Here is a 26864-nt window from a genome sequence, read left to right on the forward strand (position 1 = left end):
ACTCTGGATTGCTTCGCTGCACTCGCAATGACGAGGAGAGCGTCTTACCACACCGCCGTACCCTTCATCGTCGGCTGCCCCTCCGCATTGGCGGTCCACAGCTCCATGCCAGCGTCAGTCTCATTGGCGTTGATCGAAAATTCAGTACCCTCGAACAACGGCTGCAAACCGCGATACGAAAACTTCTTCGGCGCCTTGCCACCGTGCAGCTTCGCCGCCATCTCCACTATGAGCGCCGCCTGCAGTGGCCCGTGGAAGATCAAGCCCGGATAGCCTTCGACCTGCGTGACGTAGTCGCGATCGTAGTGGATGCGGTGGCCGTTGAAGGTCAGCGCGGAGTAACGAAACAGCAGCACGGGATCGGAGACATGGGTCTCGCGATGCTGTGCCTTCGGCGGCGGAGGCGGGGCTTTGGCCGTCGCGGTGGTCGTCATCTCGCGATAGACGATGTCCTGACGTTCACGGATGACAACGCCGCGCGGCGAGGAGATGCTGTGCTCGACCGAGACGAAGGACAGCGTGCCGGTCGAGCCTGATTTCACCTGCACGTCGGCAATGCGCGAGGTCCGCGTCGATTCATCGCCGACGCGCAAGGGCTGCAGGAATTCGATCTCGCCGCCAGCCCACATCCGGCGCGGCAACGGCACCGGCGGCAGGAAGCCGCCGCGGGTGGGGTGGCCGTCTGGACCGAGCATCGACATCGGAAACACCGGCTGCGCCAGGCACCAGTGCACCGTGAATGGCGCGGCGTCGCCCGCCTTGGGCTCGCCCACATCCTGGAACAGCGTCGCGCGCAGGCCCTTGACCAGCTGCGACGTGACGATGTCGGTCGCCTCCGCGCTGCGGCCGATCCATTGCCTGAGGTGATCGATGTCGAGCTTCCCGGTCATGACGCCTCGCTCTGTTATTTCTTGGCTTGCGGATTTTCGCCGATTGCAGGCACGGCGCCATAGCTGCGGGTCTCGCCGACGATGATCGGTGCCGGCGCGGGATAGCTGACGCGGCCATTCGGTGTATCCACCTCGATGCGGCGCAGATGCGGATGGTTGGTGAGGTCGCTCATGGTGTTGACCTCGGCAAAGGCGATGTCGGCATCCGACAGCCGCTTCAACAGCTCGTCGCGTGTCATCTGGCCGAAGATATCGGCGACCGTCGTGTCGGTGAAATCGCGGTTGCGTACGCGCTCCACCATGTTGGCGACGCGGGGATCGGCGGGGAGATCAGGCTGGTCCAGCACCTCGGCGCAGAGGGTCTTCCACTCGCGCTCGCTCTGGATCGAGATCAGGATGTCCTTGCCGTCTTTCGAGGTGAACACGCCATAGGGGGCGATCGAGGGATGACGCAGCCCCATGCGCTTCGGGGGGTTGCCGGCCTCGGCATTGAGCAGCGGCACGGTGCACCAGTCCGCCATCACGTCGAACATGGAGATGCGGATGTCGGCACCCTTGCCGGTACGCCCGCGCGCGATCAGCGCCTCCAGAATCGCCGCATGCGCCGTGGCACCGGTCGCGACGTCGACGATCGACATGCCGACGCGCGAGGCACCATCGGGGTTGCCGGTGATCGAGGCGAGCCCGCTCTCGGCCTGGATCAGGAGATCATAGGCCTTGCGATGCGCGTAGGGGCCGTCGTCGCCATAACCGGTGATCGTGCAGGAGATCAGCTTTGGATAGTCCTTCAGCAAGCGCTCGCGCGAAAAACCGAGCTTGTCCATCGAGCCCGGCTTGAGGTTTTGCACGAGCACGTCGGCGCTCGCGATCAGCTTTTCGAGCTCGGCGCGCCCCTGCTTGGTGGCGAGGTCGATCACCGCCGATTGCTTGCCGCGGTTGAGCCAGACAAAATAGCTGCTCTGGCCCTTGGCCGCCGCATCATAGCCGCGGGCGAAATCGCCTTCGGGTCGTTCGATCTTGATCACCTCCGCGCCCGCATCGGCCAGACGTGAGGAACAGAACGGTGCCGCCACGGCCTGCTCGACTGCAATCACCCTGATCCCGTCAAGTGCTCCCATGATGATGGCCTCAGTACGAGCGGGGCATGCCGAGCACGTGCTCGGCGACAAAGGACAGCACCAGGTTGGTCGAGATCGGCGCGACCTGATACAGCCGCGTCTCGCGGAATTTGCGTTCGACGTCGTATTCCTCGGCGAAGCCGAAGCCGCCATGGGTCTGGATGCACGCGTTGGCCGCTTCCCATGACGCATCGGCCGCCAGCATCTTGGCCATGTTGGCCTCCGCGCCACAGTCGAGCCCCGCCTCATATTTGCGCGTCGCTTCCTTCACCATCAACTCAGCCGCGCGCATCGAGGCATAGGCCTTCGCGATCGGAAATTGAATGCCCTGATTTTGGCCGATCGGCCGACCGAAAACGCTGCGCTCCTTGGCGTAGTTGGTCGCCTTGGCGATGAACCATTTCGCATCGCCGACGCATTCTGCCGCGATCAGGATGCGCTCGGCGTTCATGCCGGAGAGGATGTAACGAAAACCCTTGCCTTCTTCGCCGATTAGATTCTCCGCCGGCACCTTCATGTCGGTAAAGAACACTTCCGTCGTGGCGTGGTTCATCATGGTGCGGATCGGGCGGATCTCCAGCCCGTTGTTCTTGGCCTCGCGCATGTCGACGATGAACACGGAGAGCCCATCGGTGCGCTTCTTTGCCTGCTCCTTCGGCGTGGTGCGTGCCAGCAGCACCATCAAATCGGAATGCTCGGCGCGACTGGTCCAGATCTTCTGGCCGTTGACGATGTAGCCGGCGTTGCCGTCCTTGCGCGCGAAGGTCTTCAGCGAGGTCGTGTCGGTGCCGCTGGTCGGCTCGGTGACGCCGAATGCCTGCAGCCGCAATTCGCCGCTCGCGATCTTTGGCAGATATTTTGCCTTCTGCTCGGCATTGCCGTGCCGCAGCACGGTGCCCATCGTGTACATCTGGGCATGGCAGCCCCCGCCGTTGCACCCCGCGCGCTGGATCTCTTCGAGGATCGCAGCGGCGGCCGAGAGCTTCAGGCCGGCGCCGCCATATTCCTCGGGGATCAGCACCGAGAGATAGCCGGCCTCAGTCAGCGCGTCGACGAAGGCCTTGGGATAGGCCATCTCACGATCGAGCTTGCGCCAGTATTCGCCCGGAAACTGCGCGCAGAGCTTTGCGACGGCGTCGCGGATGTCGGCGTAATCTTCGGTCTGGTGTTCGTCTTGCTTGTCTTGGCTCATGGCGTTTCCCGTATCAAGCGGCAGTCAAGATAACGCCGGCCAACCCTCTGGCGTTGTGAAAACATCGCCAGCCCCCTATGCTCATTTGCTATAGCGTATGGAGTAGCCTTCCAGGATTGGCAAGCATGGATTTCCGGCAGCTCAGGACCTTCAGTTGCGTGGCGGAGCTCGGCAGCCTCTCGAAGGCGTCCGACACGTTGCGCGTGGCGCAGCCGGCGCTCTCCAGGCAGATCAAGCTCTTGGAGCACGAGCTGCGCACGGAACTGTTCACGCGCAATGGCCGCGGCATGGTGCTGACCGAATCCGGTCGCCTGCTGCTCGCGCGCACCTCCGGCATCGTGCGGCAGATCGACCAGATCCGCGACGACATCCAGTCGTCCAAGGGGCCGCCGTCCGGCCAGGTCGTGCTCGGCCTGGTTCCGACCGTGAGCTGCGTGCTGTCGGCGCGGTTTGCGCGGCGCTGCGTCGAAAAATATCCCGGCATCTCGCTGCGCATCGTCGAGAGCTACAGCGGCCATATCGTCGAATGGCTGCATCGCGGCGAGATGGATCTCGCCATCCTCTACGGCCGCTCGGCGGATCTGCATCTCAATGTGCAGAGCCTGGGGCGCGACAGCATCGTCGCGGTCGGCCCGCGCGGCTGTGGCCTGGCGCGCAGAAGGACTGTCGACATCGGCTGGCTGCTGCGGCAGCGGCTGGTGCTGCCCAGTCATTCGCACGGCCTGCGCGCGCTGATCGAGCACGCGGCCGCCCAGCGCAAGCTCGAGCTCAACGTCCAGCTGGAGGCGGATTCATTCCGCGTGTTGACGAGCCTCGTCGAGGAGGGCCTCGGCTTCGCACTGCTGCCGCCCTCGTCGGTCCGCAGCGAGGTGGCGGACGGACGGCTGGAAACCGCAATCGTCTCCAAACCGATATCGCGCGAGCTCATTTTCGCCTCTCCGATCGACCGCCCGGCCTCGACGGCCTCGCTGGCCGTCACCGCGCTGCTGCGCGACGAGGTCGCCGCCTGCCGCAAGGAAGGCGTTTGGGACATCAAATTGAGTTAGATGCGGTATGTCGTAGAACAGTCAGGCGCCGCGTTGTCTTCGCATCTGGCGCGACCTGTCATGCCGGAATTTTATATCCGGGGAGCTCGCAGCGTAAGTCGCTGCGACTGTAACGCGCAAACGCATCCAGGATCTTGTCATTGCGAGCGCAGCGAAGCAATCCAGGGTCTTTCCGAGGAGGGATTCTGGATTGCTTCGCTGGGCTCGCAATGACGGAGTCTGCTGCGACAGGGGAGCTCAGCCCGGAATCCGCACCGGCAGCGATTCATATCCCTTGATGAAGCTGGAATAGATCCGCCGGGGCTCGCCGACCACCTCGATGCGGTCGAAGCGCTTCAACATTTCCTCCCAGACGATCCGCAGCTGCAGTTCCGCGAGCCGCATCCCGACGCAGCGGTGGATGCCGAAGCCGAAGGAGAGATGGGTGCGCGGGCGCGGCCGGTCGATGATGAAATCGTTCGGTCGCTCGAACATCTCCTCGTCGCGATTGCCCGAGACGTACCACATCACGACGCGGTCGCCCTTCTTGATGTGCTTGCCGCCGATCTCGGTGTCGGCCAGCGCGGTGCGGCGCATATGCGCCAGCGGCGTCTGCCAGCGGATCACTTCGGGCACCATCGTGTCGATCAATGCAGGATTGGCGCGCAGCTTGTCGTACTGGTCGGGGTTCTCGTTCAGCGCCAGCACCGAGCCGGTCATGGTGTTGCGGGTGGTGTCATTGCCGCCGACGATGAGCAGGATGATGTTGCCCATGAGGTTGTCGGGGTCCATGAAACGGGTGGCGTCGTTGTGCGCCATCAGCGACAGCAGATCGTTGCGCGGCGCGGAGTTGACGCGCTCGTTCCACAGCTTGGACATGTAGGCGTAACACTCGTCCATCTCGCGGCGGCGCTCCTCGGCCGAGGCGACAATGCCGCTCTTGGGTAGCGCGGTCGAGACGTCGGACCAGCGCGTCAGCTTGCGCCGCTCCTCCCAGGGAAAGTCGAACAAGGTCGCCAGCATCTGCGTCGTCAGCTCGATCGAGACCCGCTCGACGAAATTGAAGGTCTCGTTGCGGGGCAGATTGTCGAGCACGGTCTGAGAGCGCTGCCGGATCAGCTTGGCCAGCTCGTCCAGATGCGTCGGCGTGAACATCGGCGACACCGTCTTGCGCTGCGACGAGTGCCTTGGCTGGTCCATCGCGATGAAGCTCGGCCAGTCGTAGCCCTCAGGCACGTCGCGGATCGAGATGCCGCCGAGCGTCGAATCCGAGGAGAAGATGCCGTGGTTGGTGTCGACATGCATGATGTCGTTGTATTTCACCACCGACCAGTACGGCTCGATCGGCGCGTTGGTGCAGTAATGCACCGGCTCTTCCTTGCGCAGCCTCTCGAACCATGGCCACAGCGTGTCGTCCTGGAACAGCCTGGGGGCACCCGGATGAAAATTCTTCAGCGGAGTCGCGTAGGCTTCCTCGCGCGCGCGCCGCATGCGTTCGGCCTTGTCCACTTTAACCGGCGCTTGGATGTTCATGGTGGAGGCTCCAGTTGCTTTTTTCACCTCTCCCGCTTGCGGGAGAGGGCGGCGCGTAGCGCCGGGTGAGGGTTTTTTCCTCGAGGGGACCGTCCCGTTGCGGAGAGACCCTTTCCTCAACCCTCTCCCGCAAGCGGAGAGGGGGCGCAGCATCTCCGTGGGTGTAGCTCGAACTATGCCGCAATCTTGACCGGCAAAGTTTCCAACCCCTTCACGAAGCTCGAATAGACCCGCTTGGGTTCGCCGACCACGTCAATATGGTCGAAACGCCTGAGGATCTCCTCCCAAATAATCTTGAGCTGGAGTTCGGCAAGGCGCAAGCCGACGCAGCGGTGGATGCCGAAGCCGAAGGAGAGATGCGTGCGTGGGCGGGCGCGGTCGATGATGAAGTCGTAGGGCTTCTCGATCGCCTCCTCGTCGCGGTTGCCCGAGACGTACCACATCACGACCTTGTCACCTTTCTTGATCTGCTTGCCGCGGAACTCGAAATCGGCGAGCGCGGTGCGGCGCATATGCGCGAGCGGCGTCTGCCAGCGGATCACCTCCGGAACGAAACTGTCGAGCAGCGCGGGGTTCTCGCGCAGCTTGCGATATTGCTCCGGATGCTGGCTCAGCGCGAGCAGCGAGCCCGACATGGTGTTGCGCGTGGTGTCGTTGCCGCCAACGATCAAAAGAATGAGATTGCCGAGGAAGTTCCTGGCATCCATGTCGCGGGTCGCGGCGCCATGCGCCATCATCGAGAGCAGATCGCTTTTCGGCGGCTGCTCGATGCGCTCCTTCCACAGCCGCGCGAAATATTGCGCGCATTCCGTCAGCTCGACCTGCCGCTCCTCCTCGGTGGCGACCAGGCCATCGGGGCCGGGAATGGTGGTGGCGATATCGGACCAGCGCGTCAGCTTGCGCCGGTCTTCCCAGGGGAAGTCGAACAGCACCGCGAGCATCTGCGTGGTGAGCTCGATCGAAACCCGGTCGACCCAGTCGAACACCTCCCCACGCGGCAGATTGTCCAGGCATTCGGCCGAGCGCTTGCGGATGTTGAGCGCGAGATTGTCCAGATGCGTTGGCGTGAACATCGGCGCTACGGTCTTGCGCTGCGCGGCATGCCGCGGCGGATCCATCGAGATGAAGCTCTCGCGGCGCAGATCGGGATCGATGTCGCGGATGGTGATGCCGCCGAGAGCGGAGGCCGAGGAGAACACCGCATGGTTGGTCTCGATCTCCATGATGTCGTTGTAGCGCGTCACTGACCAATACGGTCCGAACATCGAATCCTTGCAATAGTGCACGGGTTCTTCCCGGCGCAGGCGATCGAAGTACGGCCAGAACGTATCGGTCCTGAACAATTCGGGGTCGCCGGGATCGAATTGCTCCAGCGACAATGACGAAGCGCGCTCGCGCAATGCCTCGAGCTTGGCCGCGCTCTCGATGGTCCCGTGCATGACCGCTCTCCCTGGCGTGAACCGCGCGATTTTTGTGAATTCTGCGCTGCGGTATTTGAGGCACAATTACAACGCGTTACGTGCGTCAGAGCAAGCGGCAGTTTTGCCGCAAGATATGTCATCCGGGCTTTGCCACGTCGACGAACGTGACCTGCCGCGCGCCGTTCGTCCCGAAATCCTGTCAGAAATCGCGCGAAACCGAGGTAAATCGAACCCGCCGATCTGCGTTCCCTCGCTCACAAGGGGGAGGGAACGGAAGGAGCGTGCCTACCGTGCCTACCGCGTCCCGTAAGCGCGGTCGCCGGCGTCGCCGAGACCGGGCAGGATAAAGCCGTTCTCGTCGAGACCTTCATCCACCGCAGCCGTCCAGATGTGCACGTCCGGATGCAGGCCGCGCAGGCGCTCCAGTCCCTCTGGCGCGGCGATCAGGCAGGCGAGGCGGATGTCCTTGGCGCCGCGCTCCTTCAGCCGGTCGACTGCGGCCACGGCCGTGTTGGCGGTCGCGACGACCGGCGTCACCACGATCGCCAGGCGCTCGCCGAGATCCGACGGCGATTTGAAGAAATACTCGACCGCGGCAAAACTCTGGGGCTCGCGGTAGAGGCCGATATGGGCGACGCGGGCGGTCGGCACCAGGTCCATCATGCCATCGACGAAGGTGGTGCCGGCGCGCAGCATCGGCACGAACACCAGCTTCTTGCCGGCGATCTTGGCCGAGTGCATCGTCGCCAGCGGCGTGTCAATCACGGTATCGGTGAGCGGCAAATCGCGCGTCACCTCGTAGCACAGGAGCATGCCGATCTCCTTGATCAGCTCGCGGAACGACTTTGTCGAGATTGACTTGTCTCGCACCAGCGTGAGCTTGTGCTGCACCAGCGGATGATCGACGATCGTGACGCCTTCCATGATCGGATGCTCCTGAAATTCATCGAGTCGCAATGACGGGAGTGGTCGCAAATCTTTGATCATATCTAAAACACGGTACCGTCGCTGATCACCTTGAGCGGCGGTGACCCGTCGGGGCGGCGGGCGAACGCGATGGCGCGGCCGGCGCCCCAGGTGCCGCCTTCCAGAATGCTGGCGAGCGGCAGCGATTGCGGCGTTCGGCCGAGCTTGGCGCGAACACGTTCGGCAACGCGATCCAGCAGCGCGACCGTCAGCGCGCGCCACTCAACGACGAGCAGGGAGTCGACCGCATGCGCACGCTCCGCGTCGGCGGCGTCGCGCAGACGCAGCACCTCGTGATCGACGAACAGGCCGCCGTTGCGATACTCGGCGAGCCCGGTAAGGCCGTCGATGTCGGTGACGTCAAACCCGGCGCGCTGGAGCGGCTCGATCAGCGAATAGCTCAGCCATTGCGAGAGCTTGTGCAGCGGCACGAGGCCGGCGGTCGCATCGTCGGCCCTGATCGCCGGATGACGCCAGCAATCGCCGAGCGGAACGCCCGCGAGCTCGAGCCGTGACGGCCAGATCGGTCCGAGCTGGTTCAGCACCCCCGACAGAATGGCGGGGGCGGGAATGGCGCCGTCTGTTGCCTGCGCGGCGATGTGGTCGAACAGGCCGCCCGGTCGCGGCGTGTCCTGCATGCCGAAGACGTCGGCGCGCGCAGCCATCAGTCTGCCCAGACGTTGCAGCAGATCCGTGCGTCCCTCGAGGCCCAGCAGCGGATTGGCATCGCTCGCCTGGAAGGCCGACGTCAGCACCGGGAGCGGCAGCTTGGCGAGCACATCGGCATCGACCCGGAACGGCGCGCGCGCATCGGCGGAAAAGAGGCCGCCGGCAAACATGTCGAGGCTCGCGAGCGCCAGTCCCTCGGATCTGCCAATGCCCTGTTCCGTCACCGCATCGCGATATCGCCATGCGGCGCCTGCGCCGGCATCGAGCAGCACGCTCACGATGGCGAGGTCGAACTCCGCGCGGGCCCACGCCGCGCGATCAGGCCACGATGCCGCGCCAGCCAATTGCGCCCAGCGGTCGACGCCGCCGAACACAAAATGCCGCCACCGCGCGTGGAAGGGAATGTCGAGCGTCGGATAAGCCTTTCGCGTGACATCAAGCACGGCGTCAGCAACGCCGTCCATACGATCGAGATCGATGGTGAAATGCGTGAGCCCGCCCTGGAGGCCGACGTCGAGCATTCGTCCGGCGCGCGCGCGAACCGCCTTTGCGGTCAGCAGGGCGCGCGCCTCTCGTTCCAAAACGTCCGTCATCGCCAGATCAGTATTTTTCCAGCGAACGCCCGACCACGCCGTCGACGTCCTTCTCCGGCGCGATGTCGGTCGAGTAATAACCGGCGGCCTTCTTCGCGGCGATCTCGACATAGGCGTCGGCCGGGATCAGCTCCGGCGGAATCGGCACGCGCTCGACGATGTCGATGCCCTGCGAAGTCAGCGCGTCGTACTTCATGTCGCTCATCGACAGGAAGCGGTCGATGCGCTTGAGGCCGAGCCAGTGGATGGTGTCGGGCATCAATTGCTGGAATCGCGCATCCTGCACGCCGGCGACGCATTCGGTGCGTTCGAAATAGGCGGCTGCCGCATCGCCGTCCTCCTGGCGCTTGCGCGCATTGTAGACCAGGAATTTGGTGACCTCGCCGAGCGCGCGGCCTTCCTTGCGGTTGTAGACGACGAGGCCGAGCCCGCCTTCCTGCGCGCCGCGCGCGGATTCCTCGATGCCGTGGATCAGATAGGGCCGGCAGGTGCAGATGTCGGAGCCGAATACGTCGGAGCCGTTGCATTCGTCATGCACCCGGCAGGTGATCCTGGTGCGATGATCAGGCAGCTTGGTCACATCGCCGAACATGTAGACGGTGGTGCCGCCGATCGGCGGCAGGAACACTTTCAGGTCCGGCCGGGTCACGAGTTCCGGGAACATGCCGGCGGTCTGCTCGAACAGCGTGCGGCGAAGCTCCGTCTCGTTGGTGCCGAAGCGCTCGGCTAGGCCGGGCAAGTACCAGACCGGATCGATCGCGATCTTCACCACGGAGACGCTGCCATTCGCGTGCACGACCTCGCCGTCGGCGCGCAGGCGCTTGGCGGCCAGCGCCTCGCGGATTTCGGGCAGATCGAGCCGTGCGCGCGTGATCGCGATGCTCGGGCGGATGTCGATGCCCTCGGCGATGTCCTTGCCGAAATTCTCGGCAACCAGATGACCCCAGGGATCGAGCGCGACGATCTTTGCGGGATCGCGCCATTGCTCGAACGGCCCGATGGTCGCGGCCGGGAAGGTGTTGGTGAGGTCGGGCCTGCGAATCGGATCCAGCGCACCGGCGGAGACGGCGAGCGCGCGGTACATCGCATAGGAGCCGCCATGGCTGCCGATCACGTTGCGATCTCCGGCGCGGGACACCGTGCCGATGATCGGTCCGCGGGCGCGCGCATCAGCGGCGCCCCAGTGAATCGGAAAGGCTGCCTTGCGGCCCGGCTCGGGATGCGAGGTGAGGCGGATATGGTCGGTACGGTTCGCGCGGCTCATGGCCAAACTCCCAAAAAACCAATGGCCCGCCGCTCGGACGGGCCTGGCTCATCAGCGTTGCCGGACCAGAGCCCGGCGACGCAATCCAACATATTGTAGCGGCCAGGCACGACAGACAAGTTAATCGTGGTGTGCCGCCTGCGGAGGCCTTCGTCGTCGTCCGGATCGACGAAAGGCGCCTGAAACCTCCCTATATCTATGTAATCGTTCGAGTTTTTGAAGGGGGCGTCAGGCGACTGGATAAACCCGGCATATTCGGACATATCGACCGGACCGGCTCTGCCTCAGGAGTGCACCATGTCTGCCGCCAGCTACATCGATCCCCGCAATGGAAAGCGCTATCCGCTCAATGAACCGCGCTGGTGTTCGGATGAGCGCACCCCGCTGCTGGTGACGCCGGGTGCGGGGATCTCGCGCGCAGATATCGACAGCGGCACGCGCTCGCTCTGGCGCTACCGGGCCGCGCTGCCCGTGGAGATCAAGGATCCGATCTCGCTGGGCGCGGGCTGCACGCCGCTGGTGCAGCAGGGCTGGGGCGATTTGCGGCCGTTCTTCAAGCTCGAATGGTTCAATCCGACCGGCAGCTTCAAGGACCGCGGCTCCGTGGTCATGCTGTCCTTCCTGCGCCAGATCGGAGTCGACGCCATCCTGGAGGATTCCTCCGGCAATGGCGGCTCGTCCATGGCCGGTCTTGGCGCCGCCGGCGGCATGCGCGTGAAGATTTTGGCGCCGGCCTCGACCTCGCCGGCCAAGATCGCGCAGGTGCGCGCTTACGGCGCCGAGGTGCAACTCGTCGAAGGCCCGCGCGAGGAATCGGAGGCCGAAGCCATCAGGCAGTCGAGCCAGACCTTCTATGCCAGCCACAATTGGCAGCCGTTCTTTCTCGAAGGTACAAAATCGTTCGCCTACGAAATCTGGGAAGATCTCGGCTTTCGCGCGCCCGACAACATCATCGTTCCCGTCGGGGCGGGTAGCAGCCTGCTCGGCTGCGCCTTTGGCTTCCGCGAGCTCAAGAAGGCAGGGCAGATCGCGAAACTGCCGCGCCTGTTCGCGGCACAGCCGCTCAACTGCTCCCCGATCGATGCGAGCTTCAAGGCTGGCGTCGATTCGCCTGTCGCGCGCGAGGTGAGCAAGACCATCGCCGAGGGCACCGCGATCAAGTCTCCGCTGCGGCTGCGCGAGATCATCGGCGCGCTCCGCGAGAGTGGCGGCGCCACCGTTGCGCTCACCGAGGACGAGATCGTCACCGCGCTGCGTCGTCTGGCGCGGCAGGGTCTGTTCGCCGAGCCCACCAGCGCCAGCGCGGCCGCGGCGCTGGACAAGCTCGCCGCGGCCGGCGCCATCAAGGCGAACGAGACCACGGTCGCGGTCCTCACCGGCACGGGGTTGAAGGCCGCGACCACGGTGGCCGATCTGGTGCAGTAATCGGAGGGTGGGTTAGCCATGCGGATGCGCGAAGCGCAGTCGCATGGCGTAACCCACCATCTCCGTCGACGCGGAAGCCGAACAGGTGGGTTACGCTGGCGCTAACCCACCCTACGAGTTCTCGCAATGACGACCGGCTCACTATTCCTTCAAACCATTCACCCGCCTAACCCACGTCCGCACATCCGCGAGCACGTCGGGCAGCACCGCTCTCACCTCCAGCACGGTCATGCCGGCCTTGATGCGGGGATCGTAGAGCAGGTTGAGGATGTACTGGTCGTAGACGTCGAAATAGCCCATCGACACATTGTCGTTGAACATGGTCCAAGGCACGCTCGCCGTGTCGTTGATCGGCCCGAGCGATTGCAGCACCTCCTCATAGGCGCAGTCGAGAAAGGTGAAGTCGCCGACGTCGACGGTGAGGATGACGTCGGAATGCTCGATCTCGAAATTGTCGTTCTTGCGGAAGCCGGACAGACATTGCGGATCGAGCGAGGTTCGGATCTCGCGCGCCTTCTCGGCGCCGTAGAAGCTCGTGATGGTGCGATAGAGGTCGCGGTCGCGCACGAGCTTTACCCGCACATTGGCCGCCTCGGCGGTGTCGGTCATGGCGAGGTCGAGATGCTGCACGCGCTTGCCGATATCGGCGACCACCTTTGCCAGCTGCGCCTTGCGGTCGGCGCGGTCGGTCTCGGCGAACACGCGCACCGGTCCGTCGAACTTGCGGATGCGATCGACGCGGCCGGCGAGGTGGTATTCGGCGCCGAACGCAGTCTTGAAAAAGCCGTCGGCGATTTCCGCGTCGGTAAAGCTCTTCTTCTCGGCACGCTGGCGCGAGACGATCGCGGGCAGCTCGCCGGCGCGCGCCATGCGGGCGGTGTCAGCCACACATGTGAGCGCCGCAAGCGTCAGCAGGGCGAAGCGAAGGGCAGCCGAGGCCGGGTCGAAAGCGCGCATCGTCACGCAACGCTGCCGTATTCGCCGGCAGCGCACAAGTCCGCAATTTCACGCCCGAAGCAGGTTCCTGCCGTTTCCCCGGTCAGTTGTTCAGCACCACCACTGTGGTGCCTACGCCGACACGGCCGTAGAGGTCGGTGACGTCGTCATTGGTCATGCGGAAGCAGCCGGAAGACACCGCTTGGCCGATCGTCTCCGGCTCGTTGGAGCCGTGGATGCGGTAGAGCGTCGAGCCCAGATACATCGCGCGCGCGCCGAGCGGGTTCTCGATGCCGCCCTTCATGTGGCGCGGCAAATCGGGCCGGCGGGCGATCATCTGCGCCGGCGGCGTCCACTCCGGCCATTCCTTCTTGGCGGTGATCTTGTGCACCCCGCCCCAGCGGAAGCCGTCGCGGCCGACGCCAATGCCGTAGCGCAGGGCCTGGCCGTTCCCGAGCACGAGGTAGAGCCGGCGCTCGGCGGTGTTCACCACGATCGTGCCGGGGGCATAGTTCCCGTTGTACATGACGGTGGCGCGGGGAATCGGGCTCGCGCCGCCACCGAGATAGCTGGAGGTGCTGGTGCCGGTGAAGTCGTACATTCCCGCCGCAGATGCGTCGGCGGCGCCAGCCAGCAGGAGCGCGATTGCGGTCAGGTGTGCGGCAAAAAACCGGATCATTGTTTCCCCCAGCAAAAAAGAATCAACAGAAGCCACAGGCCATATTTGCGGGCATTCGGCAAGCCACCGCCCCGTGAGGCAGGGCATCGATAATCGGCAACCGTACCAATTGGTGGAATACGTTAGAGTGTTTCAAGCGAAGTGGATACCGGTTCGCATTAAGAAAACGCGTCAAAACGAGAATCCAATGCCCCGCGGAACGGGGCATTGGCCAAGCGGGCGCATCGTGATGCGGGGCAGGGCGGCGATGCCGGCACTTGCTTTGACGGGCCGAGCGAACAATGATTGATCGCAAGACCACTGAAAATGGCCGGTTGCGGGAGCAGACAGAATGAACGGTGCGGAAAGCCTGGTGCGGACGATGGTCAAGGGCGGGGTGGACGTCTGCTTCACCAACCCGGGCACCTCCGAGATGCATTTTGTCGCGGCGCTCGACCGCGTGCCGGGCATGCGCTGCGTGCTCGGCCTGTTCGAAGGCGTGGTCACCGGCGCTGCCGACGGCTATTTCCGCATGAAGGGCCAGCCTGCCTCGACCCTGCTGCATCTCGGCCCGGGCCTCGCCAACGGCCTCGCCAACCTGCACAACGCCAAAAAGGCCAATTCCGGCATCGTCAACATCGTCGGCCAGCACGCCGTCTACCACATCGATTACAATGCACCGCTGACCTCCGACATCGAGGGCCTGGCCCGGCCGATGTCGTCCTGGGTCCGCACTTCGCCGAATTCCAAATCGGTGGCCGCTGACGGCGCTGCCGCGATCGCTGCCGCCAAGAGCGCCCCGCCGCAGATCGCGACCCTGATCCTGCCTGCCGACACCGCCTGGAACGAGGCCGACGGCATCGCCGAGGTCCCGGCCGAGCAGCAGCGCGCCAGCTACTCCCCGCAGGCGGTCGAGCAGGCCGCAAAAATCCTGCATGCTGACGGCGAGGGCACGCTGCTCCTGATGACCGGCAGCGCGCTGAGCGAGCAGGGCCTGGCGCTGGCCGAGCGCATTGCGGCCAAGACCGGCTGCACCGTGATGGGGCCGACCTTCCGTCCCCGGATGGCGCGCGGCCGCGGCCGCTTCTCGATCGACCGCATCCATTACGTCATCGAGAACGCGCTGCCGATGCTGGCCAAGTTCCGTCACATCGTGCTGGTCGAGTCCGACGATCCCGTCGCCTTTTTCGCCTATCCGAACAAGCCGAGCATGCTCAAGCCCGAGGGCTGCGATGTCCATCGGATGACCTCCTGGGGCGAGAATTCGGTGGCGGCGCTGGAAGCGCTCGCGGGCGCCGTCAAGGCCAGCGCCAGGGACGTCAAGCCGCAGGCCTTGCAGCAACTCGTCAAGCCGACCGGCGCGCTCACCTACGCCTCGATCGCGCAGGCGATCGCGTGCGCGATCCCCGAGAACGCGATCATGGTCGATGAATCCCTCACCACCGGCCGCGGCTTCTTCCCGCCGACGGCGGCGGCAGCGCCGCACGACTGGCTCCAGAACATGGGCGGCTCGATCGGCTTCTCCACGCCGCTGTCGATCGGCGCCGCGATCGCCTGCCCGGACCGCAAGGTCATCACCATGGTCGGCGACGGCAGCGCGATGTACACGATCCAGTCGCTATGGACGCAGGCCCGCGAGAATCTCAACATCGTCACCATCGTGTTCGCCAACCGTATCTACCAGATCCTGCGCGGCGAGTTCGACAATGTCGGCGCCGGCGAACCCGGCCAGCGCGCCAACGACATGCTCAGGCTCGATCGCCCGACGCTCGATTTCGTCGCTCTCGCCAAGGGCATGGGCGTGCCGGGCCGCGCCGTCAGCAATGCCGACGAGTTCAACAAGGCGCTGGCCGAGGCCGTCGCCGAGCCGGGACCGCGGCTGATCGAAGTGCAGATGTAGGGGGCGCGCGATACGGAGTGCCAAAAGCCCGGAGCCAGAATGCAGACCGAGCTGAACAAGGTGATCGCGGCGCTCCGGGACTTCTATGCCCACGAGGTCTTCCTGTTCGAGAAGGATATCGGCGAACGTGCGATCACGCACCGCTTCGCCGTCTATCTCGAGCGGCAGTTTTCGGGCTGGTCGATCGATTGCAATTACGACCGGCTCGGCGAGCGTACGCTGCATTTGCCGCGCGGCACCATCATCTCCACCGACGATCATCTCGGCAAGTCGATCTATCCTGACGTCGTCGTGCACCAGCGCGAGATCCCTAACAATCTGCTCACCGTCGAGATCCGCAAGGCCAGCAATCACACGCCGCTGGAGCACGACCAGCACAAGCTGAAGGCGCTGACAGACCCGCATGTCTGGTTCGCCTATTGGATCGGCGTGCTGCTGGTGCTGGACAAGCACAACGTGACGACGTCGGAGGTCTATGTCAGCGGCATCCTCGATCAACCGGTCTCGCTCTGGTTCGCAGAGCGGTTAAGGGAGAACGGTCTCGGGTCCGCCCATTAGGGCGTGCACTCACGAGCATCAGCGCCGGGCCTGGAGCCGAGCGATTGCCTCGGCTTATGAGTTCCCATTGATTCATATCAATGGTGAGACGCAATGTGTCGTGTCACGTCGTGTTTGATCATCGCCTAATAGGGAGAGCAACATGACGGGAAATGCCAGGCTTCTTGGGTTGATTGCGACGGCTGCGGTGTTTGTGGTGGCTCCGTTGTCGCCTCGTTACTCGCCGGTGACGGTGCTATCCGCATCCCTTGACCGTGCCGAAGCGAGAGTTGGGCGACCGCTCACACCGATGAGCGTAGCTGGCGTCAATCGCCGGGTGCATCGGCGGGCTTACTATGGCGCGGCAGCGGCGGGAGCGGCGGCTTATGGAGCATATGGCTATCGCAGAACCTGTGGATACTACCCCTATCCGCCCTGCTATTGAGGCACCTTTTCCGTCGGGGTGAGCGACAACCCAATAGCTTGGTCTCATCACTTTCAGCGACAAAGGCCGCCCGCATGGCGCGGACGGCCTCGCATCATCTCTCGTCACCCGCTCAGTGCAGCGGCGCGCCCTGGCCGAGCGCCCGGCGGCCATGTGATTGTGGAAGCGTGGCTGCCGGTCCTGAGCGAAGGAGTACCAGCAATATATTCCGTTTCGAGAAGCAATGACGGATCCAGCCTCGGCGCGAGATCCACCCGCGTTGCGCCGTGGTGGAAACGGTTGGGAGCCATGCAGGAGTGACGGCGTGGTCTGATCGGCAGCCCTTGTGGCGCTCTCCTGTGCCGGTGTTACATTGGGCCAGGGCACTGGGGAACGTTGAGATGAGTGACGATGCGAAGGATGCTGGCCTTGTCGCCATGATCAGCAGCATCCTGGGCGGCAACAAGCGCGCAGAGGCGGCCAGCCCGCCGTCGCTCGCCGAATTCCTCCCGGTCGCGCCGGTGGCCGACCCGCTCGCCGAGGTGCCTGAGATCCCGCAAGCCGAGTCGCCGAAGCTTCAGGATGGTCCCGATGAAACCTTGGCTGCGGCGAAGCCGGTCGCGCCTCCCAGTCAACCCCTGACACCGGATGGCAAGCGGCTCCTCCCGGCGGAGGCCATTGCCGATCTCGTGCTCGGCGAGTTGCGCAAGATCGAGAGTTGTCCGGCGTCCGGCGTCTCGGTCACGGTCTACGGTTACAGGCACTGGAATGCGATGATCACCTTCGCGCCGTTCTCGACCAGTTTCCAGAATGCGGCCCGGCTCCGCCAGGCGCTGCCCGACCTCGTCGTCAAGCTGCGCCGTTTCGTCGAACTTGAGATATAGTCGGGGATGATCGCCGCAGGCTCGCGGTCATGATGGCGCGGCGGTCACTGCAGAACCGTTCGACAGGATTTACGAATTGAGCGTTGCCTTTACCAAGGAAGAAAGCGCGGAGACCGCGTCCGAGACGCTGCTGCCGGATCGTCCGATCTCCCCGCATCCAAACCTCGTGACGGAGACGGGCTTGCAGGCGTTGCAGACACAGCTCCAGCAAGCGCGCGAGGCCTATGAAGCCGCGCAAGCCGTCGATGACGTCAATGAGAAGCGCCGGCAATCCGCGGTACCCCTGCGCGACATGCGCTACCTCGCCGAACGGCTGCGCACGGCGCAACTGGTTCCCGATCCGGCTTCGACTGCGACCGTCGCCTTTGGCAGCACGGTGACGTTCAGTCGCGCCGACGGCCGCGTGCAGACTTACCGCATCGTCGGCGAAGACGAAGCAGACCCGAAGGCCGGCTCGATCTCGTTCGTCTCGCCGGTCGCGAAGTCGCTGATGGGCAAGGCCGCCGGCGACGTCGTCGGCTCCGGTGCGCAGGAGCTCGAGGTCATCGAGATCGCATAGGGTCACAAGCCCATTGGTCAGCGTCGGACCGCTCCGGCCATTCGCGCAGACGCCGCCGAGCATGCCTGCAATTTCACCGCCTCCGCGGTCGAGGCATCCTGTCTTTTGCGAGGGGCAGACGCGATGTGCACTGCCTGGACGCCACCGTTTGGGGCATTCATCCTTTCTCCTCCGCGCTTATCGTTGAACGTCGGCAAGGCGGCAATCGTCCATGGCCTCGGGCAAGCTGCGGACCTCAGCTTGCGGCCGGTTCAAGGATTGACCGCTCGTAAAATAATCTTGACCGTATGTTAAAAAATGGCACGCTGCTTGCTTGGTCGCCGGCGTGTTCAACAAGGAGTCGAAACAATGAGCGGATCGCATGCCACCCCGCCCGTCGTCGTCATCACGGGCGCCCATCCGAAGCTCTACAACCACGACCTCGCGCCTACCGCGCGCGAAGGCAAGACCTGGGGCGCTTTCAGCATCTTTGCGATGTGGATGTCGGACGTGCACTCCGTCGGTGGCTACACCTTCGCGGCCAGCTTGTTCTTCCTCGGACTGACCGGCTGGCAGGTTCTCCTGTCCATGGTGATCGGGATTTCCGCGGTTTACTTCTTGATGAACCTGATCGGCCGGCCCTCGCTGAAATATGGCGTACCTTTTCCGGTGGTGGCACGCATGTCCTTCGGCGTCATGGGCGCCAATCTTGCTGCCTCTTTGCGCGGCATCGTGGGGATCGTGTGGTATGGCGTGCAGACCTATTTCGCATCCAAGGCCGTTCAGGTTCTGGTGCTGACCTGGTTTCCGGACGCGGTATCGTTGACGCACGACAGCATCGCCGGCCTGTCGACGCTCGGCTGGCTGAGCTTCGGATTCATGTGGGTGTTTCAGCTCCTGATCTTCTTGAATGGCATGGAAACCATCCGGAGGTTCATCGATTTCTGCGGTCCGGTCGTCTACGTCGTGATGTTCGGGCTGGCGATCTGGATCCTCGCGCAGACCGGAACCTCAAGTCTCGACCTGCAGCTTAGCCCGCCTGCCGGTGGGTCAATCGGCGCTCATATGGCGAATGCCTCGATGCTGATCGTGGCGTACTTCGCGGCGCTATTGCTCAATTTCGGCGACTTCTCACGCTTTGCACGCGATGAGAAGGCAATGAAGCTCGGCAACTTTCTCGGGCTGCCGGTCAATTTCATCGTCTTTGCCGTCATCACGGTGGTGGTGACGGCCGGCACGGTGCAGGTCTTTGGCGAGGCGATCATGGATCCGGTCTTGATCGTCGAGAAGATTGGCAACCCATGGATCGTCGCCCTGGGATCGATCACCTTCATCGTCGCAACGATGGGCATCAACATCGTCGCCAATTTCGTCTCCCCCGCTTACGACATCTCGAACCTCAATCCGGAACGCATCAACTTCCGGACCGGTGGCCTCATCACCTCGATCCTGTCGGTCATGGTCTGTCCCTGGCTGTTCGTGTCGAGCCCCCAAGCGATTACGATCTTCGTGGGCATTTTCGGCGCTGTTCTCGGCCCGATGTTCGGCATCATGGTGAGTGACTACTATCTGGTGCGGAAGCAGCACGTTATCGTCGAAGATCTCTACAGCATGTCAGCCTCCGGCTCGCTCCATTTCGAGAACGGCTGGAATCGCAGAGCGCTGGTCGCGTTGGTGCTGTCCGGTGCTGCCTCGATCGGGCTCTCGTTGCTCGGCACCTACAAGGTCATTCCCAATATCGGCGACTGGGGCTGGCTGGTCGGCGCAAGCCTCGGAGCGGTGCTGCACCTCGCACTGATGTCGCGCGAGACGCGGGTTGCGCCGGCACCCGCGGAGTGATGGTTTTTCACCGGAAGGGCGGTCTTGTCCAAAGCCGCCCGACATCACGTTCGAGCAAGGACCGCGGCTCCGGCGAGGCTGGGCGACGATCCCATCGACGTCCCGCAGCGCGCGGCCGCGGTGTTCGCGGACCGCGCCGATTACGCAAGGCAGTCGCGTGACCGATCGTCGTGATCGGCAAGGAGGGGCGACAGGATCGCGACGGCCTCATCGCCGTCGGTTCGCGACGTCCGCAGTGAAGGGTTCGTCCCTTGCCGTCTCGGTCATCGCGCTGTTGGCAGGTCCGCGTTCGGCGGAGATCTTGCTCATGATCAGCCGTGCCGCATGGACGCGCCGGAAACCGAGTAGATCGGCGTCGAGGGTAGAGCGCCGATGATCGCTGCTCCAGAATAGATGCGCCGCGAAAGCCAGAGCTGCGAGGACGACGGGGGCGGCGAGATAGGGGAGTAGGCGTCTCATACTCTTCATGTCCTCGTCGGCAGCTGCGATGTTTCCCTTCCGGCTCGGAGGGGAGCAGCAATATCTCAGGCCTGGCTTAGGTACAAAACGATCGTTCAAGAATGTATAACGATCGGTCAAAAGTGGAAAGCGCCGCCGTCAAAGGGGCGAAAGAAGATTGGCGTCGGCGCATGCGCGCGCCGGCGCAAATACCCGGACGATTGCTCAATTGTTATGCAGAGTGCCGCGCAAGACGCCGCTTCACGCTAACCGTTCAGGCGCAGATGCTTTGGGACGCCGACAATTGTCGCCTCGCGTGGCGGCGATCAGCCGGCCCTGGTGCTCGGTGCTGCCTTGCGATCGGACGTCGAAAAACCAAGCCCGCCGAGCACGAGCTGGACGATCGTGGATTTGGCGGCTTCGTAGTCAGCCTCTTCCAGCTGACGCTTGCGCTTCATGATGGCCATTTGGCTGGAAAAATCAGCATAGGCCTGCGTCATTGCCCAGATACAGAAGAACAGATCGGCCGCGCTGATCGGCCGAATGGCTCCGCCCGCGGCCAATGCCTCGATGGTCTTGATCTTCTCTTGCAGCTTCGGCGTCGAGACCTTCTCGATGAAGCTGCCGATGAAAGGTGCACCACTGATGATCTCGTTGGCGTAGATGCGCGACAGATGCGGATGCTCGCGGGAGAAATCGACCTTCTTGTGGATGTACCGGACGAGAACGGTCTCGATGTCGGTCGTGGCGTCGAGGGAGTCCATGTCTCTCGCCCATTTGTTCATCGCGCGCTCGAGGATCGCGCGATACAGATCCTCCTTGTCCTCGAAATAATAGTAGATGTGGGCCTTCGCCACCGACGCCTTCTTGGCGATGAGCGCGGTCGTTGCCCCGCGGAAGCCGAAATGCCCGAACACGAACTCGGCCGCATCGAGAATCTTCTCCTCGATATCAGGCGCAGCCGCGGCCCTGCGGCCCCCCTTCGCGGCGCGGCGGATGCGAAAGTGCGGTTTGTTGGTTGCTTCCACTGCCATGAAAGTTCCGGGAATATGGCCGCGTGAGCGGCAACTGATGCTCACATCAGGTACATCAGGGATGCACGGCATGCAATTGGCCCTTGGCCGCGTCAGATTTTCCCGGAATCGATGCTTCGGAAAAGTATCGTCCTAACCCATCAATACGGCTGGCGCCGGGTACTGTGCATGGGGTTGTTTTGGCTTTTCGTCGGAGCGGGAGCAAGATGCCCCAGTCCGTCTACGCTCGTCGAGCTACGCCGGACACGCTTCGCCAGCATTGTGCCTGGCTGCGCCACGCGAAGCCTTTTGGCGAAGCGTGGTGGGCGCACAAGGGATCGAACCTTGGACCTCTCCCGTGTGAAGGGAACGCTCTCCCGCTGAGCTATGCGCCCGGGACCATCATGCAGACGGCCGGACTTTTCGGCCGGCCGGCGCATCAGAGCCCGCGATTTAGAAGTGAGAGCCCGAGGTGTCAAGTTTTCAGGCGCGTTGAGGCCCGAAAACCTTGCCTCAATCCTTCAAATTCGCGGCGAGGCCGGATTTCGGCCCGCTTACGCGCCCTGCTGGCGGGCGCGGGAGGCGTGGGCCTGGAGCGCGCGGATGCGCTCGGCCAGCGTTCCGCCGCCTTCGGGCAGGGCGGCTGCGGCGGCGCCATTGGTGGCAACGCCGTTGGCCGCCCGCGGGCCCTGCTTCGCCGACTGGCCGGCTTCGGCCGCCAGCAGCGCCTCGATCGGCGAGTTCGGGCCCTCGAGCTGCATCGCGAGCTTTGCCACCTCGGCGGCGATGTCGTTGATGCGCTCGCGCAGCAGCGCGTTCTCCATGCGCTCGGTTGCCCAGGAGCTCTCGGCCTGCTGCTGGATTGCGTTGATGTCGCGCTGAAGCTTGGCGCGTTCGTCGCGCGCGGTGCGCAGCTGCTCTTCCAGCGCGGCCTTCTCGGTGCGCAGCGTCTCCATCGCGGCCGACGATTTGCCGCCGCTCAAGGCGGCGATCTCGACGCGCAGCTCCTTGATGATGCGCTCGGAGCCTTCGTTGCTCTGGCGCAGCTGGTTGTTCTCATAGTCGCGCTCGGCGAGCAGCTTGCCCTGCGTGGCAAGACGCCCTTCGAGGTCGGCGACGCGCCCCGAGAGCATCTCGGCTTCCTTGACCTGCACGATCAGCTGGCGATCGAGCTCGGTGACGCGTTGGCTCAGATTCTCGACGCGGCCGCGGGCGTCGCCGAGCTCGCGCGAAGCGGTCTCGGATTCGGTGCGCTCCTGCGTCAGGCGGGCCTGCGTCGCGGTGAACTCCTTCTCGGCATCGCCGACGCGATTCTTCAGCTCCTCGATCTGGGCGCGCACCGCGACCAGTTCGACCTGACGGCTCTCCGCCATCATCGAACGGTCGGACAGTTCGGAATTGATTCTTGCGAGTTCGCTCTGCTTGTCGACCAGCGCAATCTCGGCCTCGCGCAGCGCTTCGGTCTTGGCGCTGAATTCCTCCTCGGTGGCGCGGAGCTGCTCCTTCACCGCCTTCTCGCGCGCCTCGAGCGCGAAGATCGTGGCGTTCTTCTCGCCGAGCTCGATCTTCAGGCGGTTGATGGCGTCGCTCTTCTTGCCGAGCTCGGCAAGCTGGCTCGTGGTCTTGCTCTTGAGCTGGTCGACGCTCATCTCGAGCCGGCGCGCCGACATGGCGAATTCGGCGCGGAGCTGGTCCTTGTCGGCCTGGATCTCCGCCATCGACAGCGGCGTCGCGGCCTCGAGCCGGCGCGTGGTCAGGCGGACCGCGCGGTTATGCACCAGCGGCACGATGGCCAGCCCGCACAGCATCGACAGCAGGAAACCGATCGCCAGGTACATGATCGGTTCGACCATGGGGCAGAACTCCGCGAGCTAAGGAAAAATTTACCAAGGACAATGCATGGCGGGCCGGCAAAAAGCCAGCCCCGCCCTCAACTGGATCGGAGGAGAGAACCCTAGAACGGGTTCCAGGTCGCGCGCGGCGTGTATTTCAGATAGCCGATATTGGCGCCGAGGCGTAAGCCGAGGCCCGAGCGGATCGGCACCAGCACGATGTTGTTGGCGGTGAGCGCCGTCATGCCGAAGCCGCCGATGATATAGGCCGAGCCGTCGATGCCGGCGAAACGCTGGTAGATCGCGTTGGTGGCGGGCAAATTATAGACCAGCGTCATGGTGCGCGCGCCGTCGCCGCCCCAATCGAAGCCGAGCGATGGACCTTGCCAATAGACGCGCAGATCGCCGGCGTTCTTGGTGTAGAGCGTGCCTTCGCCATAGCGCAGGCCGGCGACGAACGCGCCGGAGCCTTCCTCGCCGAGGATGTAGCCGTTGGGCAGACCCCATTGGCTGACCGCCTTCTCGATGATCGAGGCAAGCCCGCGGGAGACGTTGCCGAAAAAGTGGTGGCCGGCGGTGACGAGCTCGTCCGGCCCATAGGTATTGGGCGACGGGGTCCGCTGTGGCGGCGGCAGGTCGGGCGGCGGCGCGGCTGTCTGGGCGGAGGCCGGCACGATCCAGCCGGCCAGCGCGACGAGCGCCACTGCGGCAAGGCGTGATGCGAAAGTCATAAAAGAACCCCTGGTATCGATTCCGGTCCGCTTCCCTTAACCTGACGCCAACAGGCACGGCTCTAGGTTGCGCCGGATGTCCCCTCGACTCGGATGTTATCCGCAGCAACTATGACGGCACAACGGCAGGAAGATAGCCCTTTGCGCCCCGGAATCGCCTTGATCGGCCGTCTGGTCTGCCTGCTGGCGGGCGTTTGGCTGATCTGCTCCGGATCGCCGGCCCACGCGGCCACCACCGAGCGGATTGTCGTCAATCGCTACTCGGGCGTTGCCATCGAAGGCTTCGATCCCGTGGCCTATTTCGTCGATGGCGTGGCCGAGTTGGGGACGGCGGAGTTCGAGGCCAATCTCTGGGGCGCTGTCTGGCGCTTCCGGAACGACGGCGACCGGGCGGAATTCCTGGCCCACCCCGAAATCTATGGACCGCAGTTCGGAGGCTATGATCCGGCCGATATCGCCCGCGGCGTGACCGTTGCCGGCAATCCCCACTTCTTCGTGATTTCGGCGCAGCGGCTCTATCTGTTCAGCCGCGAAGACAACCGCGATGCCTTCGCCAAGGATCCGGAGCGCTTCCTGAATGAAGTCGGCAAGCGCTGGCCGGCGCTGCAGGACAAGCTCAGTCAGTAAGGCATGTCCGCGCTGGCATCGCCCCAGGCGATGAACGCCGGGATGATGAAGCCGGTGTCGCCGCGCTCGCCGAACCGGAGCTCGCCGCCCTTGCCGTCGGTCACCTTGCCGCCGGCCGCGGTCACGACCGCGCAGCCGGCTCCGACGTCCCATTCGCAAGTCGGCCCGAAGCGGGGGTAGATGTCCGCGCTGCCCTCCGCGATCCGGCCGAACTTGACGGCCGAGCCGCAGGTCTTTCTGACGGCGTTCGGCCTGCTATCGATGAACGCTTCGCTTGTGGGGTCGCCGTGCGAGCGGCTCACCGCCGCAACCCAGGGCTCGCCAGGCCCGGGCAGCTTGCGGGTCTGGATCGGCTCGGCGGGGCCGATAGTCGTTCCGTCAAACCGCACGCGCTCGGCACCGCGGCCGACGATGCCGCGCCAGAGCAGCCCGAGCGCGGGCGCGCTGACGATGCCGAGCAATGGCACGCCCTGGGTCACGAGGGCCAGGTTGACGGTGAATTCGTCACGGCCGGCGACAAACTCCTTGGTACCGTCGAGCGGATCGATCAGGAAGAAGCTGCCGCGAAATGGCGGCGAGGCGAGCTGGCACCGTTCTTCCGAGAGCGTCGGCACGTCGCCCGCAAGCTTGGCCAGGCCCTCGGCAATGATGCGGTCGGCCGCGAGGTCGGCCTCGGTCACGGGAGAGCCGTCCTGCTTGCCGTCGACCCGCATCGCCGCGCGGTTGACGGCCAGGATCGCCTCGCCGGCCTGGACCACAAGGGCGGTCAGGGGCTCCATTAGCGGGGATGCAGCCTCGCCGTCGATGATCCTCACCAGCATGCCCCATTCCTTGGCAAGTCTCGCCTCCGTCACGTGATTCGTCCGCGCTCCTTACGGCCGCTTCCAGCCTATCGCAAGCTAGCTGGCACGGGCTGGCGAGTGATAGAACCCGCAACATCCGTCAAGCATGCGTGATTCGCCGCGTCCGCGCCGTGCAATTCCAGGAACCCTTTATGTCTGACGCTCCGTCTTCAGGTACCGCTTCCACTCCCGATATGCTCGAACTCGCGGCGCTGCTGTGCTCGCGGGTCTGTCATGATCTCATCAGCCCGGTCGGCGCCATCGTCAATGGGCTCGAGGTGCTCGATGACGACCCCAAGCCCGAAGACCGGGAATTCGCGCTCGAGCTGATCCGCAAGAGTGCCAAGACCGCTTCCGCCCGCCTGCAGTTCTGCCGCCTTGCCTTCGGCGCCGCCGGCTCATCCGGCGCGCAGATCGACCTCGGCGACGCACAGACGATGGCGCGCGGCCACATCGAGGACGGCAAGTGCACGATCACGTGGAATCTGCCGCGGCTGCTGATGCCGAAGAACCGCGTCAAGCTGCTGCTCAACATGCTGGTCGTGTCGCAGCACACGATCCCGCGCGGTGGCACGCTGACCGTCGATCCGATCGGCGAAGGCGAGACGATGAGCTTCCGCATCACCGCGACCGGACACAACGCACGCCTGCCGCAGAACATCTCCGAGCTTCTGAGTGGTGAACGCGGACCGGCGGCGGACGCGCACGCGATCCAGCCTTATTACACGCGGCTGCTGGCGCAGGCCTGCGGACTCACCGTGACGCTCAGGCTTGAGGGCGAAGCCATCATGGTTACCGCCTCGTAAACGCGCGCACCGCTTCCAAGCCTTAATCGTTTCTTTACAAGGCGCTTCGGCTTGTCCGGAGCGCCTTATCTCTTTGTTGGTTCCGTTCTTTTGCACATACTCAACCAATATTAAACGCTTTGCGGTGAAGCTGGCCCCATTCTGAATGGCGCATCACACCTCGTGCGCGCCCTCCCTGTATGAAGGCCTGTTTTCATGGATGATCTGTTGCGGGAGTTTCTGACGGAGACCAGCGAGAGCCTGGACACCGTGGACAATCAGCTGGTGAAGTTCGAGCAGGAGCCGAACAACGCCAAGATCCTGGATAACGTCTTCCGCCTGGTCCACACCATCAAGGGTACGTGCGGCTTCTTGGGTCTGCCGCGGCTTGAGGCGCTGGCGCATGCCGGCGAGACCCTGATGAGCAAATTCCGCGACGGCATGCCGGTGACGGGTCCGGCGGTGACGCTGATCCTGTCCTCGATCGACCGCATCAAGGAGATCCTCGCAGGTCTCGAGGCCACCGAAGCCGAGCCCGAAGGCAACGACCGCGATCTCATCGACAAGCTGGAAGCGATGGTCGCGCAGGGCATGGCCGCCATGGCGGCAGGTAGCGCTGCTCTCGTTGCCGACGCGCCGCCGCTGGTGCCGGAAGCACCGGCCGCGGCTCCCGCCAGGGAGATGACCACGGGCACGCTGATCGAGCAGACGCTGGAGCGCCCCTTGCGTCCGGGCGAAGTCTCGCTCGACGAGCTCGAGCGCGCCTTCCGCGAGACCGCGATCG

At 64.2% G+C, this 26864-nt stretch carries 25 protein-coding genes and 1 tRNA gene; 10 read left to right on the forward strand and 16 right to left on the reverse strand.

Annotation, left to right across the window (positions count from 1 at the left end; genetic code table 11):
* Positions 1-44 precede the first annotated feature (44 nt).
* Genes BM222_RS21805 through BM222_RS21815 form a run of 3 tightly spaced genes read right to left on the reverse strand, consistent with a single transcriptional unit; the run spans position 45 to position 3200 of the window.
* Positions 45-890 carry an HTD2 family dehydratase gene (locus tag BM222_RS21805; RefSeq protein WP_092231795.1) on the reverse strand — a complete coding sequence of 282 codons (846 nt, stop codon included), beginning with the start codon at positions 888-890 and terminating at the stop codon, positions 45-47.
* Between the two features lie 14 nt (positions 891-904).
* Entirely contained in the window at positions 905-2008 is a 1104-nt protein-coding gene (locus BM222_RS21810) for a CaiB/BaiF CoA transferase family protein (protein ID WP_092231799.1), read from the reverse strand.
* 10 nt (positions 2009-2018) lie between these two features.
* A complete protein-coding gene (locus BM222_RS21815) occupies positions 2019-3200 on the reverse strand; it encodes an acyl-CoA dehydrogenase family protein (RefSeq protein ID WP_092231802.1) in 1182 nt (393 codons plus the stop codon).
* Positions 3201-3325: 125 nt separating this feature from the next.
* Here BM222_RS21815 and BM222_RS21820 point away from each other — a divergent pair, with 125 nt between their 5' ends.
* Positions 3326-4246: a LysR family transcriptional regulator gene (locus BM222_RS21820; protein ID WP_092231805.1), complete on the forward strand. Its 921-nt coding sequence runs from the start codon at positions 3326-3328 to the stop codon at positions 4244-4246.
* Positions 4247-4483: 237 nt separating this feature from the next.
* On the opposite strand, the gene BM222_RS21825 is transcribed toward BM222_RS21820, so the two are convergent.
* From BM222_RS21825 to BM222_RS21845, 5 genes are all read right to left on the reverse strand, one after another.
* Entirely contained in the window at positions 4484-5758 is a 1275-nt protein-coding gene (locus tag BM222_RS21825; protein ID WP_177243366.1) for a cytochrome P450, read from the reverse strand.
* A 173-nt stretch (positions 5759-5931) separates the two neighbouring features.
* On the reverse strand, positions 5932-7197 hold the full coding sequence (locus tag BM222_RS21830; protein ID WP_092231809.1) for a cytochrome P450: 1266 nt from the start codon (positions 7195-7197) through the stop codon (positions 5932-5934).
* 276 nt (positions 7198-7473) lie between these two features.
* Positions 7474-8103, reverse strand: coding sequence for a uracil phosphoribosyltransferase (gene upp / locus BM222_RS21835; RefSeq protein WP_092231927.1), 630 nt, complete (start codon positions 8101-8103; stop codon positions 7474-7476).
* A gap of 65 nt (positions 8104-8168) precedes the next feature.
* On the reverse strand, positions 8169-9407 hold the full coding sequence (locus BM222_RS21840) for a URC4/urg3 family protein (RefSeq protein ID WP_092231812.1): 1239 nt from the start codon (positions 9405-9407) through the stop codon (positions 8169-8171).
* Positions 9408-9414: 7 nt separating this feature from the next.
* Positions 9415-10671: a GTP cyclohydrolase II gene (locus BM222_RS21845; protein ID WP_092231815.1), complete on the reverse strand. Its 1257-nt coding sequence runs from the start codon at positions 10669-10671 to the stop codon at positions 9415-9417.
* Between the two features lie 297 nt (positions 10672-10968).
* On the opposite strand from BM222_RS21845, the gene BM222_RS21855 reads away from it, so the two are divergent.
* Positions 10969-12096 carry a threonine synthase gene (locus BM222_RS21855; RefSeq protein WP_092231822.1) on the forward strand — a complete coding sequence of 376 codons (1128 nt, stop codon included), beginning with the start codon at positions 10969-10971 and terminating at the stop codon, positions 12094-12096.
* 141 nt (positions 12097-12237) lie between these two features.
* Here the strand turns inward: BM222_RS21855 and BM222_RS21860 are convergent, their stop codons facing one another.
* Both BM222_RS21860 and BM222_RS21865 read right to left on the reverse strand, forming a co-directional pair.
* Positions 12238-13053, reverse strand: coding sequence for a DUF2927 domain-containing protein (locus BM222_RS21860; protein ID WP_177243370.1), 816 nt, complete (start codon positions 13051-13053; stop codon positions 12238-12240).
* Positions 13054-13135: 82 nt separating this feature from the next.
* The gene (locus BM222_RS21865) at positions 13136-13711 is read right to left on the reverse strand and encodes a L,D-transpeptidase (protein ID WP_092231829.1); all 576 of its coding nucleotides are present in this window, start codon (positions 13709-13711) and stop codon (positions 13136-13138) included.
* A gap of 331 nt (positions 13712-14042) precedes the next feature.
* Here BM222_RS21865 and BM222_RS21870 point away from each other — a divergent pair, with 331 nt between their 5' ends.
* From BM222_RS21870 to BM222_RS21895, 5 genes are all read left to right on the forward strand, one after another.
* Positions 14043-15590, forward strand: coding sequence for an acetolactate synthase large subunit (locus BM222_RS21870; protein WP_092231832.1), 1548 nt, complete (start codon positions 14043-14045; stop codon positions 15588-15590).
* A 39-nt stretch (positions 15591-15629) separates the two neighbouring features.
* Positions 15630-16148, forward strand: coding sequence for a hypothetical protein (locus tag BM222_RS21875; RefSeq protein ID WP_092231835.1), 519 nt, complete (start codon positions 15630-15632; stop codon positions 16146-16148).
* 804 nt (positions 16149-16952) lie between these two features.
* On the forward strand, positions 16953-17435 hold the full coding sequence (locus tag BM222_RS21885) for a hypothetical protein (protein WP_092231841.1): 483 nt from the start codon (positions 16953-16955) through the stop codon (positions 17433-17435).
* A gap of 76 nt (positions 17436-17511) precedes the next feature.
* Complete coding sequence (gene greA, locus BM222_RS21890; RefSeq protein ID WP_092231845.1) at positions 17512-17994, forward strand: transcription elongation factor GreA; 483 nt, start codon at positions 17512-17514, stop codon at positions 17992-17994.
* Positions 17995-18342: 348 nt separating this feature from the next.
* A complete protein-coding gene (locus tag BM222_RS21895) occupies positions 18343-19812 on the forward strand; it encodes an NCS1 family nucleobase:cation symporter-1 (protein ID WP_092231848.1) in 1470 nt (489 codons plus the stop codon).
* A gap of 207 nt (positions 19813-20019) precedes the next feature.
* Here the strand turns inward: BM222_RS21895 and BM222_RS21900 are convergent, their stop codons facing one another.
* From BM222_RS21900 to BM222_RS21920, 5 genes are all read right to left on the reverse strand, one after another.
* A complete protein-coding gene (locus BM222_RS21900; protein ID WP_092231851.1) occupies positions 20020-20271 on the reverse strand; it encodes a hypothetical protein in 252 nt (83 codons plus the stop codon).
* A gap of 305 nt (positions 20272-20576) precedes the next feature.
* Positions 20577-21284: a TetR/AcrR family transcriptional regulator gene (locus tag BM222_RS21905; protein ID WP_177243367.1), complete on the reverse strand. Its 708-nt coding sequence runs from the start codon at positions 21282-21284 to the stop codon at positions 20577-20579.
* A 299-nt stretch (positions 21285-21583) separates the two neighbouring features.
* Positions 21584-21658: transfer RNA gene (locus tag BM222_RS21910), tRNA-Val, on the reverse strand.
* 159 nt (positions 21659-21817) lie between these two features.
* The gene (locus tag BM222_RS21915) at positions 21818-23116 is read right to left on the reverse strand and encodes a coiled-coil domain-containing protein (protein ID WP_092231857.1); all 1299 of its coding nucleotides are present in this window, start codon (positions 23114-23116) and stop codon (positions 21818-21820) included.
* A gap of 101 nt (positions 23117-23217) precedes the next feature.
* Positions 23218-23826: a DUF1134 domain-containing protein gene (locus BM222_RS21920; RefSeq protein WP_092231860.1), complete on the reverse strand. Its 609-nt coding sequence runs from the start codon at positions 23824-23826 to the stop codon at positions 23218-23220.
* Positions 23827-23967: 141 nt separating this feature from the next.
* On the opposite strand from BM222_RS21920, the gene BM222_RS21925 reads away from it, so the two are divergent.
* Positions 23968-24453, forward strand: a complete 486-nt coding sequence (locus BM222_RS21925) for a YHS domain-containing (seleno)protein (protein ID WP_092231862.1) — start codon at positions 23968-23970, stop codon at positions 24451-24453.
* Here BM222_RS21925 and BM222_RS21930 read toward each other — a convergent pair.
* On the reverse strand, positions 24447-25274 hold the full coding sequence (locus BM222_RS21930; protein WP_092231865.1) for a 3'(2'),5'-bisphosphate nucleotidase CysQ family protein: 828 nt from the start codon (positions 25272-25274) through the stop codon (positions 24447-24449). The two genes, BM222_RS21925 and BM222_RS21930, sit on opposite strands and share 7 nt — an antisense overlap.
* 173 nt (positions 25275-25447) lie before the next feature.
* On the opposite strand from BM222_RS21930, the gene chpT reads away from it, so the two are divergent.
* Together chpT and BM222_RS21940 are read left to right on the forward strand one after the other, a co-directional pair.
* Positions 25448-26101, forward strand: a complete 654-nt coding sequence (gene chpT / locus BM222_RS21935; protein ID WP_092231869.1) for a histidine phosphotransferase ChpT — start codon at positions 25448-25450, stop codon at positions 26099-26101.
* 195 nt (positions 26102-26296) lie between these two features.
* A partial coding sequence (locus BM222_RS21940; protein WP_177243368.1) for an Hpt domain-containing protein occupies positions 26297-26864 on the forward strand: 568 nt, incomplete at its 3' end.

Origin of the sequence: Bradyrhizobium sp. Gha (assembly GCF_900113735.1) — a bacterium.
Taxonomy (GTDB): Bacteria; Pseudomonadota; Alphaproteobacteria; order Rhizobiales; family Xanthobacteraceae; genus Bradyrhizobium.

Excerpts from the sequence above, each read along its gene's own strand:
- BM222_RS21805 (WP_092231795.1), bottom strand. The coding sequence starts at position 890 with ATGACCGGGAAGCTCGACATCGATCACCTCAGGCAATGGATCGGCCGC.
- BM222_RS21810 (WP_092231799.1), bottom strand. The coding sequence starts at position 2,008 with ATGGGAGCACTTGACGGGATCAGGGTGATTGCAGTCGAGCAGGCCGTG.
- BM222_RS21815 (WP_092231802.1), bottom strand. The coding sequence starts at position 3,200 with ATGAGCCAAGACAAGCAAGACGAACACCAGACCGAAGATTACGCCGAC.
- BM222_RS21820 (WP_092231805.1), top strand. The coding sequence starts at position 3,326 with ATGGATTTCCGGCAGCTCAGGACCTTCAGTTGCGTGGCGGAGCTCGGC.
- BM222_RS21825 (WP_177243366.1), bottom strand. The coding sequence starts at position 5,758 with ATGAACATCCAAGCGCCGGTTAAAGTGGACAAGGCCGAACGCATGCGG.
- BM222_RS21830 (WP_092231809.1), bottom strand. The coding sequence starts at position 7,197 with ATGCACGGGACCATCGAGAGCGCGGCCAAGCTCGAGGCATTGCGCGAG.
- upp (WP_092231927.1), bottom strand. The coding sequence starts at position 8,103 with ATGGAAGGCGTCACGATCGTCGATCATCCGCTGGTGCAGCACAAGCTC.
- BM222_RS21840 (WP_092231812.1), bottom strand. The coding sequence starts at position 9,407 with ATGACGGACGTTTTGGAACGAGAGGCGCGCGCCCTGCTGACCGCAAAG.
- BM222_RS21845 (WP_092231815.1), bottom strand. The coding sequence starts at position 10,671 with ATGAGCCGCGCGAACCGTACCGACCATATCCGCCTCACCTCGCATCCC.
- BM222_RS21855 (WP_092231822.1), top strand. The coding sequence starts at position 10,969 with ATGTCTGCCGCCAGCTACATCGATCCCCGCAATGGAAAGCGCTATCCG.
- BM222_RS21860 (WP_177243370.1), bottom strand. The coding sequence starts at position 13,053 with ATGCGCGCTTTCGACCCGGCCTCGGCTGCCCTTCGCTTCGCCCTGCTG.
- BM222_RS21865 (WP_092231829.1), bottom strand. The coding sequence starts at position 13,711 with ATGATCCGGTTTTTTGCCGCACACCTGACCGCAATCGCGCTCCTGCTG.
- BM222_RS21870 (WP_092231832.1), top strand. The coding sequence starts at position 14,043 with ATGAACGGTGCGGAAAGCCTGGTGCGGACGATGGTCAAGGGCGGGGTG.
- BM222_RS21875 (WP_092231835.1), top strand. The coding sequence starts at position 15,630 with ATGCAGACCGAGCTGAACAAGGTGATCGCGGCGCTCCGGGACTTCTAT.
- BM222_RS21885 (WP_092231841.1), top strand. The coding sequence starts at position 16,953 with ATGAGTGACGATGCGAAGGATGCTGGCCTTGTCGCCATGATCAGCAGC.
- BM222_RS21895 (WP_092231848.1), top strand. The coding sequence starts at position 18,343 with ATGAGCGGATCGCATGCCACCCCGCCCGTCGTCGTCATCACGGGCGCC.
- BM222_RS21900 (WP_092231851.1), bottom strand. The coding sequence starts at position 20,271 with ATGAGACGCCTACTCCCCTATCTCGCCGCCCCCGTCGTCCTCGCAGCT.
- BM222_RS21905 (WP_177243367.1), bottom strand. The coding sequence starts at position 21,284 with ATGGCAGTGGAAGCAACCAACAAACCGCACTTTCGCATCCGCCGCGCC.
- BM222_RS21915 (WP_092231857.1), bottom strand. The coding sequence starts at position 23,116 with ATGGTCGAACCGATCATGTACCTGGCGATCGGTTTCCTGCTGTCGATG.
- BM222_RS21920 (WP_092231860.1), bottom strand. The coding sequence starts at position 23,826 with ATGACTTTCGCATCACGCCTTGCCGCAGTGGCGCTCGTCGCGCTGGCC.
- BM222_RS21930 (WP_092231865.1), bottom strand. The coding sequence starts at position 25,274 with ATGCTGGTGAGGATCATCGACGGCGAGGCTGCATCCCCGCTAATGGAG.
- chpT (WP_092231869.1), top strand. The coding sequence starts at position 25,448 with ATGTCTGACGCTCCGTCTTCAGGTACCGCTTCCACTCCCGATATGCTC.